This is a genomic window from Pseudomonas fluorescens, from assembly GCF_001902145.1.
Lineage (GTDB): Bacteria > Pseudomonadota > Gammaproteobacteria > Pseudomonadales > Pseudomonadaceae > Aquipseudomonas > Aquipseudomonas fluorescens_BV.
Map to the genome: position 1 here is coordinate 212,364 of NZ_MRST01000019.1, position 13,716 is coordinate 226,079.

The following is a 13,716-nucleotide window of genomic DNA, read 5'->3' on the forward strand; positions in this document are numbered from 1 at the left end:
CTTACTCCTGTTTGACGCCAAGGCGAGTGATCGCGATGTCGTAGCGGCGCAATGCTTTTCCGGCGTCCCAGTCGAGGATCTCTGCCTCATTGACCGAGTAGATCAGCGGCACCACATCAAGGATCACTTCGATGTCGCGCTGCGAAAGAAGTCCGCCGGTTTGTTTAAAAAATCGTCGATGCGCTCCTGCAGCTCGGTCCAGTCGGGCACGGTCAAACCGGCCAGGTCGGGGATCATCAGGCCAGTGCAATGGGCAGTGATGAACTCGGCGCGCTCTTTGTTGGTGGCGAGTTTTTTCATCACTTTGGTGGCGCGCAAGGCCGGCATTTCCAGGGGCAGCTCGGTCAGGGTTCGGCCGGCGGCTTGCAGGGGCAATAGCAGAGGGACAGGTTGGTCGTGGGTCGTCACGTCCTGTTCCTTCAGGAAGAACGAGGCCGGGCGCGTCGATATTTCGTGTACGTACTGCGCAATGCTCACGTAGTCCGGGCGCTTGAGTTGGTCGAGCTCTTTTTCCGACAGGCCGGTGGCGAGTTTCGCCAGTTCGAAGAACTGGTCGTCCTCGTCATCACCGGCCCGGGCCAGCGCGTCTTTCTGCGCGGCGTAGAACAACGGTTTGAGTTGAACCTGCTCGATCATTGCACCGGTGTCGGCGGTGATCGGGGACAGCAGGATGTGCAACGGTGGCATCCAGGCCATGGGGAGTTCCTTGTTGAGCGGTGTTGAAAAGTGCGAAAAATCTAAACCTGAGCACGGCCCCTGTGGGAGCTGGCTTGCCTGCGATAGCATCCACTCGATGCTCCAGGGATACCGAGTCGCCTGCATCGCAGGCAAGCCAGCTCCCACCTTGACCGTGCTCGCTTCAGATTGCGCTGGCCCTTAAGGCATCAGTACGGCGCGGCGCGCATCGCCAAGAATGTCGACGCCGTTGAGCACGAACTTCTGGGTACGAACATCGATGTCGATCACCGAAATACCATTTTCCAGACGGTTGTAGGTACGGCAGGACAGCTCCAGCGTGGTGGTGGCCTTGTCGCCCATTTTCAGCTTCGCCTCCTCCAGGGATTTGAGCTTGCCGCCCACGGTGTGGTAGGTGAAGTAGGTCTTGCCGTCTTGATCCTGGCCGGCTTCACGCACGTTCAGCAAAATGTCGTCGCCCGTGCGCACGCCCAGGGCCAGCATGATTTCCGGGCCGGCACCTTGCAACACCAGCTTGGCATTGAGCACCTTGCCGCTCTTGGCCATTTCCTCGGCAATAAAGCGCCCGCCGGACATGGCTTCCATGTCGAACTCGATCTTCGGCGGGGTGAACTCTTCCACGGTTGCGGACAACGGCAGGCCTTGAAGGGTGGCCGCAATGGCCTGTCTGACTCGGTTGGTAAACATTAGAGAACGTCCTCCAGGAACTGCTCGATGATTTCATCGCGGGCGTTGAGTTGATAAACCATGTGTTCGTTCGGCGCGTAGCGGCCGTAGTCGATGACGATGAACCAGGTGCCGTTCTTGTACTTCTCGACGCTGTTCAGTTCCGGGTGCAGGTACACGCTGCCGCCGGGGATGGTTTCGTCGGCCACCAGGGTTTGCAGCCAGTCGTTGATGCGCTTGACCTCCTGGTCCATGAAGGACTTGGTGAGGTTCTTGGCCATGGCTTTCTGGCCGGCCTTGACCAGCTTGCGGCTGATGGCATCTTCAAGGCCCACGTAGCTGATGAATTTGCCGGTGATGGAGCGGTTACCCAGCAACGAGAAACCGCCGAGGATGGTGCGAGCGTAGTAGCTCACGCCGTAGCGGTTGAGCAGGTCGCCTTCGGTGGAGGTGTCGAGGATGTTGTACTCGACCACGCGGGAAACGTCCTCGGCGAAGGTCACCTGATTACCTGGGCTTTCCCACTGCTTGACCTTGGCCAATGCGGCGATGGCCAACGAGGATGGCGACAGGAATACATTCTTCTTCGCAGCCTTGGAGTACACCGACGGCATGTTGTGCACCAGCAGGCAACGGTCGAAGCCCAGGTCTGCACCGCCCAGTTCGCCGCTGTAGGTCACTTGGTCGGCAACGGAAGCGTCCTTGCCATCCAGTACCACACGGGCCTTGATGCGCTTGCCGAAGGAGGCGAACTCACCGGCCACGGCCTTGGTGCCGGTAAAGCCTGGAGCGCCGATGATGGTCAGGTCTTCCGGGACGCTGCTCAGGGCGGCCAGGCCCAGCTTGCGACCGGTGACCGGGTCGTTGCCGCCGATCACATTGTTGATCGTATCGGACGGGGTGGCGCCTTCTTCGACGATCACGACATAGACCGGCACTTTCACCACTTTGAGGATCTGGTACACCGCCTGGAACAAGGTGCCCGACTCAGTGCCGGTAGGGTCCAGCAGCGCCTGGGTGGTGAAGCTGTTGATGCGAAACGGCGCGTTTTTCGGGATCGACGCATGGGCGTTCGGCGCGGTGCCGACCAGGCCGATGACGTTATCGCCAAGGCCACCCATGGCCTCGGGAGATTCAGTGGCATTTACAGTGATGCCGTTGTGCTCGAAGTTCAGGACTTCTGCCATGGTTATTCAGCCTTCTTGGGGGTGGAGTTGAGGACGCTGGTCAGTTCCAGACGGCCAGCGGTGCGCAGGGCGGATGCTTCGACGTCGAGCAGCTCCAGTTCCTCGCCGGCGGTGGACCAATGGCCGTTGCCGATGGGGAATGGGATGAGGACGGTGTAGGTTTGGCGGGTGGGCATGGGTGGAAATCTCCGGGGGGGAAATTCAAAAGCCCCTGCGGGAGGGGCTTTGGGGAGGCGAAAAAAAACCGCTTTCGCGGTAATCAGTTATTTGAGGAAATCGGGTTTGGATGGCCAGAGCACTACGTCCGGATCTTCTCCCTGATCTGGAATATCACGCAGCTTTTGACGATACTCAGCGAATATGAGCTTATTGGTTTCGAGCATCGGATAGTCTGGCATTGCAGCATAATCACTCGCCGACAAATCTTGATCCCTTGCCTTACGGATCATTTCCCACTTGATAATCGGATGAAGTTCAGCAGGTACAAATAGCGGTTTCATATTTTCTCCTCAGCCTAGAGCCAACATCGTTCCCCAATCACCTGGGTTGGTTACAACGCCTGTGCAAGCCCCTGCCAGCATCACCTCAACAACGCCTGTGGATGAGGTGCGCATCGGATGCAGATGGTAATAACTTCCAAACAGTTCTGTAGGAGAAATAACACTGGAACACCAGCGCCATTTGCCTTTTTCAACGCCATTACTCCATGCTCCAGACACGTTACCTTCCAAAAGACGCACGAAGGCGCCTACCGTCAGGTAGGAGTTCTGCGGTACTGCACCAGAGCCATTCGCGAGCGCCATATCGACCGTGTATGGGAACGCAAGCCAAGGACTAACGTCTGACACCGACCACTTCATTTGCCACAGATATACAAACGTGCGCCAATAATCGCTCGCCCTGATTTCAAAGCTTGGATATTGTTCACGCACATCTGCCTGCACCTGAAGCATGAAATCCACATCAGCTTGCGGGCGTCCGGCCGCTTGAGAAGCAGGAGTGATAGTTCGCAGCTTAGTGGGCGTCACTTCAGCATGAATCCCCCAATTTTCAATCAATGTTCCGTCAGCGTTGGGGGAAAGATTGAAGTTTTTGGTGACCGCCAACCTTGGGAGTCTATTTTTCAACTCCGCCAATTGTGCGTCATACGCCAAGCGGGCATCAGCTATCGCCTTGTCAATTTCTCCGACTTTTCCGGTAATAACGTTAGTTAAGTTGTTTGCCGCACTAACGACGGCAGCAAGTTGCTGTTCAGTACTCAAATGGATGCTCCTAAACGCCTGATGAGCGTCATGTGAAATCAATTAAAAAACGCCCTATTTCTTTTCGACTTCCATCACCCGAAATAGAACCCCTACACCGCGTGCCATATTGTCTATGCTCGCGGCCGATAAGGCCGCAATTTCATCAGTCAATAGCACATTCAAATTGTCACTCCCCACCACAATCGTCACGCTATCCGCCGGCAACGGCGAAACATCCAGCGTAAACTTCTGCAGCACCCGCGCCGCCGCCGCTTTATACGTCAGCAACTTCCCCGCCACGGAATACACCGCCAGCAAGGTGCCGCTGGCGAGGTAAAAACCGAACTCGCCAATCTCATACTCACCGTCGCCATCAAACAGCGCGGCCATCCTGAGTTGGCGCTCGCCCAGGTCTTCGTAATCGACGATGGCCACCCGTTGGCGCTCGTCACGCAAGGCAACTTCGCTGCCGTCGGGGTTGTAGCGGCCGGTACCGGCGCCGATGTGGGTGATTTCGCCTTTGAGGCCCTGGTTCTTTGCCTGCAGCACTTCATCCAAACCTTTGGAGGTGAAGCGCACCAGGCGCGTGATTTCATCTGTCATGGCTGCGCCCTGAGGTCGTAGTCGTTAATGGTGTAGTGCTGGGCAACCCCGGCACTGTTTAGCCGAGCCACCAGCGCCAATTCCGGCAACGCACCGTTCAGGTAGAACTCGCCGTCGCTTAAAGGCGCGTCGAGCACTTGCGTGAGCGCGAGCTGGCCTTCGGTTTCATGCACGATGGTAATCGTCGCCTGGTCGCGTTCACTTTTCGCCGCGTTGATACGCCGGATCAGCCGGTTGTGATCACCGCTGGACCAACTGCGCCCGATGATCGCCTGCACGTCGAAGGTGTAAGGCACGCCCAGCGGACGTTGCTGGTACCAGGCACTGATATTGGGCGTGAAGCCCAATGACTCCACCGCATGACTCAGCGCCTTGGGTGTGCCGGCCTGGCGCTGGATCTGCCAGGACAAGGCCACGGTCAGGCGTTTTTCCGCCTCGCTGGCTTCGGCATCCCATTCGCTGACGCCACGGTCGGCGGCCAGGTAAGGCAGGAATTCGCTGGGGGTGTGCTGCGGGTTCATCAGTGCCGGAAACGGCGGGGTGACGCGCTCAAGCAATGTGCCGAAGCCCAGGTCCAACGCCTTTTCCAGCGGTGAGCTGTTGGCGGGCAGCAAACTCGCTTTGGGTTCACTCATAGCGTGCGCACCTCCACCTCGACGCCCGTGCAATACGGGGCCTGGAACGCGGTGCTGACAATCGGCGCCAGCGGTTCGAGGATTTGCAGTTGCGCAGCGCCGGCACTGTGGATGGCGTAGTCGATCCAGCTGGGGTCCACTCGCCCTTCCAGGCGGTGGCAGGACTCTGCGTAATCTTGCAGCAGTTTCTGCGCCGCCACTTGGGTCAGCCCCGAGTCCGGGCCGGCGTTGATCTTGGCCACCACGCGAATTTTGTAGGGCTGAATCTGTGCGCCCTGGACGCTGACCAGGTCGGTTTCAGGCCGTACATCCGGCCGTGCGAAATGGCGTCGTACACCGTCAAGCAAGTCGGCAGACGGCGTACCGTCGCCCTCGCGGGAAAGCACGGTGACCATGACTTCACCCGGTGCGGTGCGCCGGGCGTTGCCGTCCTTGACCTGGGCTGCATAGCCGTCCGGGTCGAAGGTGTAGGTGACCGTCACCACACCCGGCGTCGCGCTCTGTACTTTCACCGCCGGGCGCTCGCCAAGGGTGAACACTTCGCGGCGATACTGCATGCGCGAGCCCGCTGCCGGAGCATGGGGCGCCAGGTAGTAACGCAGGCGAGCGTCGTCGTCGCTTTCCAAAGTGGGCGGCACCGGCGGGAACGCCGCAGGGTCGCCAGGGTCGAGCACTTGGCGTTCCAGGCCCATATCGGCCAGGCGCGCATCCAGGTTGCTGCCGGTTGCCCACCACGCCAGCATCTGCTTGATGCGCGCATTGTATTTGCGCTCATGGGTTTGCAGGCGCACGCAGAAGGCTTCCAGGGCCAGGGTCAGCAGTTCGCTTTCGTTGTCGAGGCTGACCTGGAGTTTGGCTGCGCTTTGCGGCGCGCGGGTGGCGACATAGTCGATGACAAACGCTTTGAATTCGGCCAGCAACGGCTCGAACTCATCGACCTTGATGATGGCCGGTTCCGCCAGTTGGTTCTGGCCGGGGATCAGCATGCTCATGTCACGACCTCGAAGGATTGTTGGCGGTTTTTCCAGGTGCCGGCGAACCGCAGCAGCAGGCCGGCGCCTTGGCGAGTGGCGACGATGACCTGGGGGTCGAAGTCGCCGATACCGTTATGGGTGTTGTAGAAGGCCTGTGCAGCGTGGCTTTGGGCGAGGATCAACAGGTCATCGCCGAGGTTCTGGCCGAGCAACTGCGGAATCAGCGAGCCGTACAGCGGGCGTTTTTGCCGAGTGCCCACGGGGGTGGTCAGCGCTCGGGTGGCACGCTGCACGAATTGCAGCCAGTCATCGACGGCTGCCCCGGTGTTCCTATCGATTCCGATCATGGGGTGTCCTTATCGGGGGCTGATGACGCGTCCTTGATGGTCCACCACCGGGCCGCTGAAGTGCGCGCCGCCGGCATCCAGCAACAGGCTGGTACCGCCGATTTTCAGGGTGATGCCCTGGGCGTTGAGGGTCAGGCTGGTGGCACCGACCTTGGCCTCGACCTGCTCGCGGGAACCGCTGAAGGTGGTCGGGCCATTGACCCAGTTGAAGGTGTGGCTGGCGTCGTCGTAGTCGCTTTGGGTGCCGTCTTGATGGCGACGCCGGGTGAGCGTTGCCACGCTGGAGACCGGCGGGAAGCGATCACTGTTGAGCCCGAACAGCGCCACAGACTGCACCCCGCCCTCCCCCCCGCCGTAGTTGAGCAGCAGGCATTGCTCACCCACCGTGGGAATGCGGGTTTCCGTTTGCGCACCGGCGCTGGGGTTGAAAAAACGGATCGCCGGGGTGAGCAAGTCACCATGGCTGACCTTGCAGGTGTTGCTGGCTGCATCGACCTGCTGGCAAATGCCGATCCGACAAAAGCTTTCGGCGCGGCGGTAGAGGTCTTCGAGCTGGGACTCCATCTCGGCCAAGCGTTCGACGATCGGCCCCAATTGCATGCGTAATAGCGCGTCGAACATGGGCTACTCCGCCAGTGGTTTGTATTGGGCCGGGTCGTCGATGTTCGAGACCTCCCAGGTGCAGGCAAACAGCGGCTGACCTGTGGGATCTTCGAGTAACGCCGGCCCCAGATAGAGGGTTTGAGTGAAGGAAACCGTCCAGGTGTCGTAGTCCGCATCCAGGGTGCTGCGCACAGCCGGAGCGGCGACGATATTGGCGGGCAAATCACACTGTGCCTGGGGCAGGTTCCAACGGTTATCCAACACCAGGTCCATCAGTTGGCTGGCCAGGTCGCAGGCATCGAACGGCAATGCACCGGGAGCGACCATGGCCCTGAGTGAAATGCTCAGCACGTGGGCCTTGCGCCCTTCGCGAGAGCGAATGCCCGGGCCATTGCCTTCGACCGTGACCTGCACACCGGTTTTTTCTGCGTCGCCCTGGAAGTCCTGATGACTGCCGACCTTGAGGTCCGGGAAGGCTGCATGCAGCGCAGCGCCCACGGCCTGGGGCAGTTGGGATGGCTTTTCGATAAGCGTCATTTTAAATAGCGTCCTTGCAACAATTACTGCGGGTCCTGGCGGGAGCCTTGGTTTATCCCGATGCGCTTGGCCGCCCAGCGCTCATACAGGCCGATAGCCACGTCGGCACCGGCCATGGCGGTCAGGCAACCGATGGCGCCGGCGGTCCAGATCGACATGCCGGCGGCGTAGCACAGCATCAAAGCCGAAACCCCGCAAACCATGCATGCGCCGGAACGCAGGGCCAGGCGGCGGATCAGCGACCAACCGCGAGCCCCCTCCTTGTCGGCCCGCCACATCTCACCGGATACACCGCCGATCACTGCCAATACGATGACCAGCCAGATAGGCATCTCCGCTAACGCTTGCTGTTCATTTGTCATGTCACGCCTCCTGGCTGAGCAATAAATAGTCCGTATTTCATTTACAAATGCTTGATAGGTAGGCATTCCAAAAAGCCCGGTCGCCCGGGCTTTTCAGTAATGATGTCCTCGGACTTTCGGCGCTACTGGCGCGGTACGGTCCTTTCCTCGATGTTTTTCCGACCACGATCCCTGTCTGCCGGATAACTGCTTCTGGTGCTTTACGCTGCACACCCGGGTCAGTTGCCAACCCTCTGAACCGTTAAGGCCGGTTCATCGCTGCCTGTTGTCGAAGCTGTGTGAAACTAAAGAGCGTCGGCATCCTTGCCGGTGTTGCCTGGCCTCCCTGCCATCGCTTCGATGGCGTCCTTGCCGATGTTGCGTGCCTTCCTTGTCTTCCTTGGCAGCATCCTTGCCGCCTCCACCAGGCCTTGTTGGCTGGCTTGAGATGAAGAATATGCATGTATGCATATACAGTCAATGCACAAATGCATTTATTTTTGCTATAGGAATGCACTGACGCATTCGAAGCCTGGCGGGCTTGGGCTTTGCCGGTTTTCTATGGGCGAAAAAAAACCCGCACATGGGCGGGTTTCTTCTTACGCGTGGAGGTTAGCGGGCGTACATGCCCCACCAGAAAACATGACCGAGGATGCTGATCTGCTCGTCCTGGATATCCTGGAAGCTGTAGTCCTCATCGGGGTGTTCATCACGGTTGAAGCTGCGCAGGCGAATACCCGAAGGCAGACGGTAGAGCTGTTTAACCCGCAACTGGCCGTTGTGATTGATGGCATACAGGTCGCCATCCACGATATCGCCAATGCCGCTCTTGCCGGCATTCACCCCCACCGTGGCGCCGTCGCGCAATACCGGCAACATACTGTTGCCACGTACCGTCACGCATTTGGCCTGGTCGAACTGCACACCATTATGCCGCAGGCTGCGCTTGCCGAACCGCAGGCTGGCCTTCTCGCTTTCCTCGATGACGAATCTTCCTGATCCAGCAGCCAATTCAACCTCGCGCAGAAAGGGGATCGACACCTCGTCATCATTAACGGGGGTGTCGTCGTCCCACAGGCTTATGTCCTTGAGTTCCGAATGCATCGGGTCGCGCCCGTCATCGCGCAAAGCGCCCACTGCTGCGCGCCCGCGCAGGTAATCAGTGCTGACGCGGAAATACTCGGCGATACGGGAGATGTGTTTATCCGACGGATCAACGATCTTGCCGCTGAGGATCCGGGACAATGTGGATTGAGGCACGCCAGTGCGCCGGTGAAGCTCCGTGGGGGAGATCCGGTCGCGATCCAGCAGTTCTCTTAAGACGATAGAAACGTTGCGTTTTTGCATAACGCGGATAGTGACGGGAGTTTTTGAGGTTGGCAAATGCTAATTTGCATATTTATGCATTAAACATCCAATTTCAATTAGTCTGAAACAAAATACTGTATATGCAACCAGTTATTCGCGCTCTATTATTGCGCCACCTTGATATTCCTGCAGGGCGACACCTTGCTTGTCGACAACTCAGGGCCTATGTATAAAACTCTTAACAACGTAGCCAGTAACGACGGAGGTGCTCATGGCTTATTCAGCGCTAGCTGTCGCTAACGCCTTCATTGAACGCGCGAAGGAAGGCAAGCTTTCGGGCCTGACACCCATGAAGCTGCAAAAACTGCTGTTTTATACGCAGTCCTGGCACCTGCGCGAGCGGGATCAACCCCTCATGGATGATCACTTCGCACGCTGGCAATATGGCCCGGTCATTCCATCGCTTTACCATGAGTTGAAGTCCTACGGTAATCGTCCGGTAACGTCGCTGCTCAGCAACCTGAAGCCCGACGCCGAAGACGTTGTCTTCGTGACACCGAGGGTTCCCGAGAGCGATACCTACACCCATCGTTTGATTGACCGGATCATTAACAAATACGGCAAATGGTCCGGCACCCAACTGTCCAACCTGTCCCACGAGGACGGCACAGCCTGGGCCCTCAGGGGCGCCGACGGCTCCGCCATCGACTGGCAAGACATGGCAACACTCATTCACCCAAAGAGCCGCATCCGTGAGTGAAGAACTCGACAACCTGGAACTCACCCTGCCCCCCGCGGCAGGGCCTGACCAGGACACCCAAGCCGGTGGCGAGCAAGCCATAGGCACCGACGATGAAAGAAACCAGAACTTAAAAGACCAGAAGGCCGAACGGCAACTGCGCAAGAAATATGCGGGACGTGCATTCTGGTTCGCCGCCTGCGGTGTGATCTTCTGGGCAGTTCTTTTGGTTTGGAATGGGTGGTCGACGTATTACTCGGGTAAAGCGCCGTTCTCGGACAATGTATTGATTGCCATCACTACGGCGACTTCAATCAACTTGTTTGCGGCGTTTCTTGGGGTGATCAGAGGGTTGTTTCCGGCCAGTGGGCGTAGATCCAAATAGTCTGATCGTATTCACGATCTGCGTTTCTATCCGTATTGAGATATGAATGCGCATAAGTCAGCTCATAATTTTCGAGGCTCTGACCGGATTGTCTAACGCTGCTGCAATGCCTGATTAAACCGCCACAGCTATGTTGGTGTTTCTTGAGGCGGCACCGCTTTCGCGGTTTACCTAGCCGCTTGCGACCTGCGAAGGTCCGACCTCGCGTGTTAACCTTGCCGCCATCGCAAAAAATGCTGGGCCAAGCGCCCCCTTTGCCCCATCACTTTCAACGAATTTGCCTATTACCCAATGAGTAAAAACACCTCCGATCTGTCCTCCCACACCCCGATGATGCAGCAGTACTGGCGCCTGAAAAACCAGCACCCTGACCAGTTGATGTTCTATCGCATGGGCGACTTCTACGAGATCTTCTATGAAGACGCGAAGAAGGCCGCCAAGCTGCTGGACATCACCCTGACCGCGCGCGGGCAGTCGGCGGGGCAGTCGATTCCGATGTGTGGGATTCCTTACCACTCGTTGGAAGGCTATCTGGTCAAGCTGGTGAAGCTGGGTGAGTCGGTGGTGATCTGTGAGCAGATCGGCGACCCGGCCACCAGTAAAGGGCCGGTGGAGCGTCAGGTAGTGCGCATTATTACGCCGGGTACGGTGAGTGATGAGGCGTTGCTGGATGAGCGTCGCGACAACCTGATTGCGGCGGTGTTGGGCGATGAGCGTTTGTTCGGCCTGTCGGTGCTGGATATCACCAGCGGCAACTTCAGCGTGCTGGAGATCAAGGGCTGGGAGAATCTGCTGGCGGAGCTGGAGCGTATCAATCCGGTGGAGTTGTTGATTCCGGATGATTGGCCCAAGGACTTGCCGGCGGAGAAACGTCGTGGGACCAAGCGGCGTGCACCGTGGGATTTTGAGCGTGATTCGGCGCTGAAAAGTCTGTGCCAGCAGTTCTCGGTGCAGGACCTTAAAGGCTTCGGTTGCGAAACCCTGACCCTGGCCATCGGTGCCGCAGGCTGCTTGCTCAGCTACGCCAAAGAAACCCAGCGCACTGCCCTGCCGCACTTGCGCAGCCTGCGCCATGAGCGTCTGGACGATACCGTGGTGCTCGATGGCGCCAGCCGTCGCAACCTGGAACTGGACACCAACCTGGCCGGTGGGCGTGATAACACCCTGCAATCGGTGGTGGACCGTTGCCAGACCGCCATGGGCAGCCGTTTGCTGACCCGTTGGTTGAACCGTCCGCTGCGGGATTTGACTGTGCTGCAAGCACGTCAGTCTTCCATTACCTGCCTGCTCGACGGCTATCGCTTTGAAAAGCTGCAACCGCAACTGAAGGAAATCGGCGATATCGAGCGCATCCTCGCGCGGATCGGCCTGCGCAATGCGCGGCCCCGTGACTTGGCTCGCCTGCGCGATGCCTTGAGCGCCCTGCCTCAGTTGCAAGTCGCGATGACCGAACTGGACACGCCGCACCTGCAACAGCTGGCCGTGACGGCCGGCACTTATCCAGACCTCGCAGCGTTGCTGGAAAAGGCCATCATCGACAACCCGCCAGCGATCATTCGTGACGGCGGCGTGTTGAAAACCGGCTACGACAGCGAGCTGGATGAGCTGCAATCGCTGAGTGAAAACGCCGGGCAGTTTCTGATTGATCTGGAAGCCCGCGAAAAAACCCGTACGGGCCTGGCTAACCTGAAGGTCGGCTACAACCGCGTGCATGGCTACTTTATCGAGTTGCCGAGCAAGCAGGCGGAGTCGGCGCCTATCGACTATCAACGTCGCCAGACCCTCAAAGGCGCCGAGCGTTTTATCACCCCTGAGCTCAAAGCGTTCGAAGATAAGGCGCTGTCAGCCAAAAGCCGCGCCCTGGCGCGGGAAAAGATGCTCTACGAAGCCTTGCTCGAGGACTTGATAAGCCGCCTGGCGCCGTTGCAAGACACCGCCGCCGCCCTGGCGGAGCTGGATGTGTTGAGCAACCTCGCCGAACGTGCGCTGAACCTGGACCTCAATTGCCCACGGTTTGTCAGCGAACCGTGCATGCGCATCGTGCAAGGTCGTCACCCGGTGGTAGAGCAGGTGCTGACCACGCCGTTCGTCGCCAATGACCTGTCGCTGGACGACGATACCCGCATGTTGGTGATCACCGGTCCGAACATGGGTGGTAAATCCACCTACATGCGCCAGACCGCGTTGATCGTGTTGTTGGCGCATATCGGCAGTTTCGTACCGGCAGCCAGTTGCGAATTGTCCCTGGTGGACCGCATTTTCACGCGGATCGGCTCCAGCGATGACCTGGCCGGTGGCCGTTCGACCTTTATGGTGGAAATGAGCGAAACCGCCAACATTCTGCACAACGCCACCGAACGCAGCCTGGTGTTGATGGACGAAGTGGGTCGCGGTACCAGCACCTTCGACGGCCTGTCCCTGGCCTGGGCCGCGGCCGAACGCTTGGCGCATCTGCGTGCGTACACGCTGTTCGCCACGCACTACTTCGAGCTCACGGTGTTGCCGGAAAGCGAGCCGCTGGTGGCCAACGTGCATCTCAATGCCACCGAGCACAACGAGCGCATCGTGTTCCTGCACCATGTGCTGCCAGGACCGGCGAGCCAGAGTTACGGCCTGGCCGTGGCGCAACTGGCCGGTGTGCCCAATGATGTGATCACCCGCGCCCGCGAACACCTCAGCCGCCTGGAAACTACGGCTCTGCCCCATGAAACCGTGGTCGCCAGCCCGGCCAAGGCCAGCAAGAAACCTGCAGCGCCGCACCAGAGCGATATGTTCGCCAGCCTGCCCCATCCGGTGCTGGATGAGTTGGCCAAGCTTGACCTGGATGACTTGACGCCGCGTAAAGCACTCGAAATGTTATATGCACTGAAGACTCGGATATAACGCAGACGCTTGCAAGCTGATAGAATCTCGCGCGGTTTGGGATGCTGCGGGCTTTTAGCCTGGTCCGCAGACTATCGCTCTCAAACCTCGCGAACCCCACCACAAGGGGTTTCGCTGCCGCCGCCTGAGGAGAAAATTAGAAATGACCTTCGTCGTCACCGACAACTGCATCAAGTGCAAGTACACCGACTGCGTAGAAGTCTGTCCGGTGGACTGCTTCTACGAAGGCCCGAATTTCCTGGTTATCCACCCGGATGAGTGCATCGACTGCGCCCTGTGTGAACCAGAATGCCCGGCCGTCGCGATTTTCTCCGAGGACGAAGTGCCTGCGGGCATGGAGCAATTCATTCAATTGAACGTCGAGCTGGCGGAGATCTGGCCGAACATTACGGAAAAGAAAGACTCGTTGCCGGATGCGGCAGAGTGGGATGGCAAACCAGACAAGATCGCGCACCTCGAGCGCTGACAGCACAGCAAGCCCTCCAAAAAAGCCCCTTGCGGGCTTTTTTGCATTTCTGGGGCAGGCGTTCACTTTTCTACAGACAAAAAAAAGGGGCGGTATGACCCG

General features: G+C 58.7%; 19 protein-coding genes. 4 read left to right on the plus strand and 15 right to left on the minus strand.

The window, feature by feature from the left end:
• Position 1 precedes the first annotated feature (1 nt).
• The 15 genes from BUE92_RS28765 to BUE92_RS07095 form a co-directional block, all read right to left on the minus strand.
• Positions 2–127: a hypothetical protein gene (locus BUE92_RS28765; RefSeq protein WP_017844653.1), complete on the minus strand. Its 126-nt coding sequence runs from the start codon at positions 125–127 to the stop codon at positions 2–4.
• The gene (locus BUE92_RS07035; protein WP_073522759.1) at positions 124–696 is read right to left on the minus strand and encodes a phage tail assembly protein; all 573 of its coding nucleotides are present in this window, start codon (positions 694–696) and stop codon (positions 124–126) included. The genes BUE92_RS28765 and BUE92_RS07035 overlap by 4 nt, the downstream gene beginning before the upstream one ends.
• A 180-nt stretch (positions 697–876) precedes the next feature.
• Positions 877–1,383 carry a phage major tail tube protein gene (locus tag BUE92_RS07040; protein ID WP_056845359.1) on the minus strand — a complete coding sequence of 169 codons (507 nt, stop codon included), beginning with the start codon at positions 1,381–1,383 and terminating at the stop codon, positions 877–879.
• A complete protein-coding gene (locus BUE92_RS07045) occupies positions 1,383–2,549 on the minus strand; it encodes a phage tail protein (protein WP_073522760.1) in 1,167 nt (388 codons plus the stop codon). The genes BUE92_RS07040 and BUE92_RS07045 overlap by 1 nt, the downstream gene beginning before the upstream one ends.
• Before the next feature lie 2 nt (positions 2,550–2,551).
• Positions 2,552–2,725, minus strand: coding sequence for a hypothetical protein (locus BUE92_RS28460; protein WP_003189022.1), 174 nt, complete (start codon positions 2,723–2,725; stop codon positions 2,552–2,554).
• Positions 2,726–2,812: 87 nt separating this feature from the next.
• A complete protein-coding gene (locus BUE92_RS07050) occupies positions 2,813–3,049 on the minus strand; it encodes a tail fiber assembly protein (protein ID WP_073522761.1) in 237 nt (78 codons plus the stop codon).
• A 9-nt stretch (positions 3,050–3,058) separates the two neighbouring features.
• On the minus strand, positions 3,059–3,811 hold the full coding sequence (locus tag BUE92_RS07055; protein WP_073522762.1) for a hypothetical protein: 753 nt from the start codon (positions 3,809–3,811) through the stop codon (positions 3,059–3,061).
• Between the two features lie 54 nt (positions 3,812–3,865).
• The gene (locus BUE92_RS07060; protein WP_073522763.1) at positions 3,866–4,396 is read right to left on the minus strand and encodes a phage tail protein; all 531 of its coding nucleotides are present in this window, start codon (positions 4,394–4,396) and stop codon (positions 3,866–3,868) included.
• A complete protein-coding gene (locus tag BUE92_RS07065; RefSeq protein ID WP_073522765.1) occupies positions 4,393–5,031 on the minus strand; it encodes a phage tail protein I in 639 nt (212 codons plus the stop codon). Before BUE92_RS07065 ends, BUE92_RS07060 begins: the two co-directional genes overlap by 4 nt.
• Positions 5,028–6,023, minus strand: coding sequence for a baseplate J/gp47 family protein (locus BUE92_RS07070; RefSeq protein WP_073522767.1), 996 nt, complete (start codon positions 6,021–6,023; stop codon positions 5,028–5,030). Before BUE92_RS07070 ends, BUE92_RS07065 begins: the two co-directional genes overlap by 4 nt.
• Positions 6,020–6,352, minus strand: a complete 333-nt coding sequence (locus BUE92_RS07075; protein WP_073522768.1) for a phage baseplate protein — start codon at positions 6,350–6,352, stop codon at positions 6,020–6,022. The genes BUE92_RS07070 and BUE92_RS07075 overlap by 4 nt, the downstream gene beginning before the upstream one ends.
• Before the next feature lie 9 nt (positions 6,353–6,361).
• Complete coding sequence (locus BUE92_RS07080; RefSeq protein WP_073522769.1) at positions 6,362–6,973, minus strand: phage baseplate assembly protein V; 612 nt, start codon at positions 6,971–6,973, stop codon at positions 6,362–6,364.
• A 3-nt stretch (positions 6,974–6,976) separates the two neighbouring features.
• Positions 6,977–7,492 (minus strand): hypothetical protein, encoded by a 516-nt coding sequence (locus BUE92_RS07085; protein ID WP_073522770.1) that lies wholly within the window; start codon positions 7,490–7,492, stop codon positions 6,977–6,979.
• A 23-nt stretch (positions 7,493–7,515) separates the two neighbouring features.
• The gene (locus tag BUE92_RS07090; RefSeq protein ID WP_005785384.1) at positions 7,516–7,854 is read right to left on the minus strand and encodes a phage holin family protein; all 339 of its coding nucleotides are present in this window, start codon (positions 7,852–7,854) and stop codon (positions 7,516–7,518) included.
• 591 nt (positions 7,855–8,445) lie between these two features.
• Entirely contained in the window at positions 8,446–9,189 is a 744-nt protein-coding gene (locus BUE92_RS07095) for a LexA family transcriptional regulator (RefSeq protein ID WP_178380692.1), read from the minus strand.
• Between the two features lie 223 nt (positions 9,190–9,412).
• On the opposite strand from BUE92_RS07095, the gene BUE92_RS07100 reads away from it, so the two are divergent.
• The 4 genes from BUE92_RS07100 to fdxA all read left to right on the plus strand — a co-directional run bounded on the left by BUE92_RS07100 (position 9,413) and on the right by fdxA (position 13,614).
• Positions 9,413–9,901 carry a Panacea domain-containing protein gene (locus BUE92_RS07100; RefSeq protein ID WP_073522771.1) on the plus strand — a complete coding sequence of 163 codons (489 nt, stop codon included), beginning with the start codon at positions 9,413–9,415 and terminating at the stop codon, positions 9,899–9,901.
• A complete protein-coding gene (locus BUE92_RS07105; protein WP_032893301.1) occupies positions 9,894–10,265 on the plus strand; it encodes a hypothetical protein in 372 nt (123 codons plus the stop codon). The genes BUE92_RS07100 and BUE92_RS07105 overlap by 8 nt, the downstream gene beginning before the upstream one ends.
• A 291-nt stretch (positions 10,266–10,556) precedes the next feature.
• Positions 10,557–13,148, plus strand: coding sequence for a DNA mismatch repair protein MutS (gene mutS, locus BUE92_RS07110; RefSeq protein ID WP_073522772.1), 2,592 nt, complete (start codon positions 10,557–10,559; stop codon positions 13,146–13,148).
• 142 nt (positions 13,149–13,290) lie between these two features.
• Entirely contained in the window at positions 13,291–13,614 is a 324-nt protein-coding gene (fdxA, locus tag BUE92_RS07115; RefSeq protein ID WP_073522774.1) for a ferredoxin FdxA, read from the plus strand.
• The last annotated feature ends 102 nt before the right edge of the window (positions 13,615–13,716 follow it).

Bases quoted from the DNA above. Each gene is read 5' to 3' on its own strand.
- BUE92_RS07035 (WP_073522759.1), bottom strand. From the start codon at position 696: ATGGCCTGGATGCCACCGTTGCACATCCTGCTGTCCCCGATCACCGCC.
- BUE92_RS07040 (WP_056845359.1), bottom strand. From the start codon at position 1,383: ATGTTTACCAACCGAGTCAGACAGGCCATTGCGGCCACCCTTCAAGGC.
- BUE92_RS07045 (WP_073522760.1), bottom strand. From the start codon at position 2,549: ATGGCAGAAGTCCTGAACTTCGAGCACAACGGCATCACTGTAAATGCC.
- BUE92_RS28460 (WP_003189022.1), bottom strand. From the start codon at position 2,725: ATGCCCACCCGCCAAACCTACACCGTCCTCATCCCATTCCCCATCGGC.
- BUE92_RS07050 (WP_073522761.1), bottom strand. From the start codon at position 3,049: ATGAAACCGCTATTTGTACCTGCTGAACTTCATCCGATTATCAAGTGG.
- BUE92_RS07060 (WP_073522763.1), bottom strand. From the start codon at position 4,396: ATGACAGATGAAATCACGCGCCTGGTGCGCTTCACCTCCAAAGGTTTG.
- BUE92_RS07065 (WP_073522765.1), bottom strand. From the start codon at position 5,031: ATGAGTGAACCCAAAGCGAGTTTGCTGCCCGCCAACAGCTCACCGCTG.
- BUE92_RS07070 (WP_073522767.1), bottom strand. From the start codon at position 6,023: ATGAGCATGCTGATCCCCGGCCAGAACCAACTGGCGGAACCGGCCATC.
- BUE92_RS07075 (WP_073522768.1), bottom strand. From the start codon at position 6,352: ATGATCGGAATCGATAGGAACACCGGGGCAGCCGTCGATGACTGGCTG.
- BUE92_RS07080 (WP_073522769.1), bottom strand. From the start codon at position 6,973: ATGTTCGACGCGCTATTACGCATGCAATTGGGGCCGATCGTCGAACGC.
- BUE92_RS07085 (WP_073522770.1), bottom strand. From the start codon at position 7,492: ATGACGCTTATCGAAAAGCCATCCCAACTGCCCCAGGCCGTGGGCGCT.
- BUE92_RS07090 (WP_005785384.1), bottom strand. From the start codon at position 7,854: ATGACAAATGAACAGCAAGCGTTAGCGGAGATGCCTATCTGGCTGGTC.
- BUE92_RS07100 (WP_073522771.1), top strand. From the start codon at position 9,413: ATGGCTTATTCAGCGCTAGCTGTCGCTAACGCCTTCATTGAACGCGCG.
- mutS (WP_073522772.1), top strand. From the start codon at position 10,557: ATGAGTAAAAACACCTCCGATCTGTCCTCCCACACCCCGATGATGCAG.
- fdxA (WP_073522774.1), top strand. From the start codon at position 13,291: ATGACCTTCGTCGTCACCGACAACTGCATCAAGTGCAAGTACACCGAC.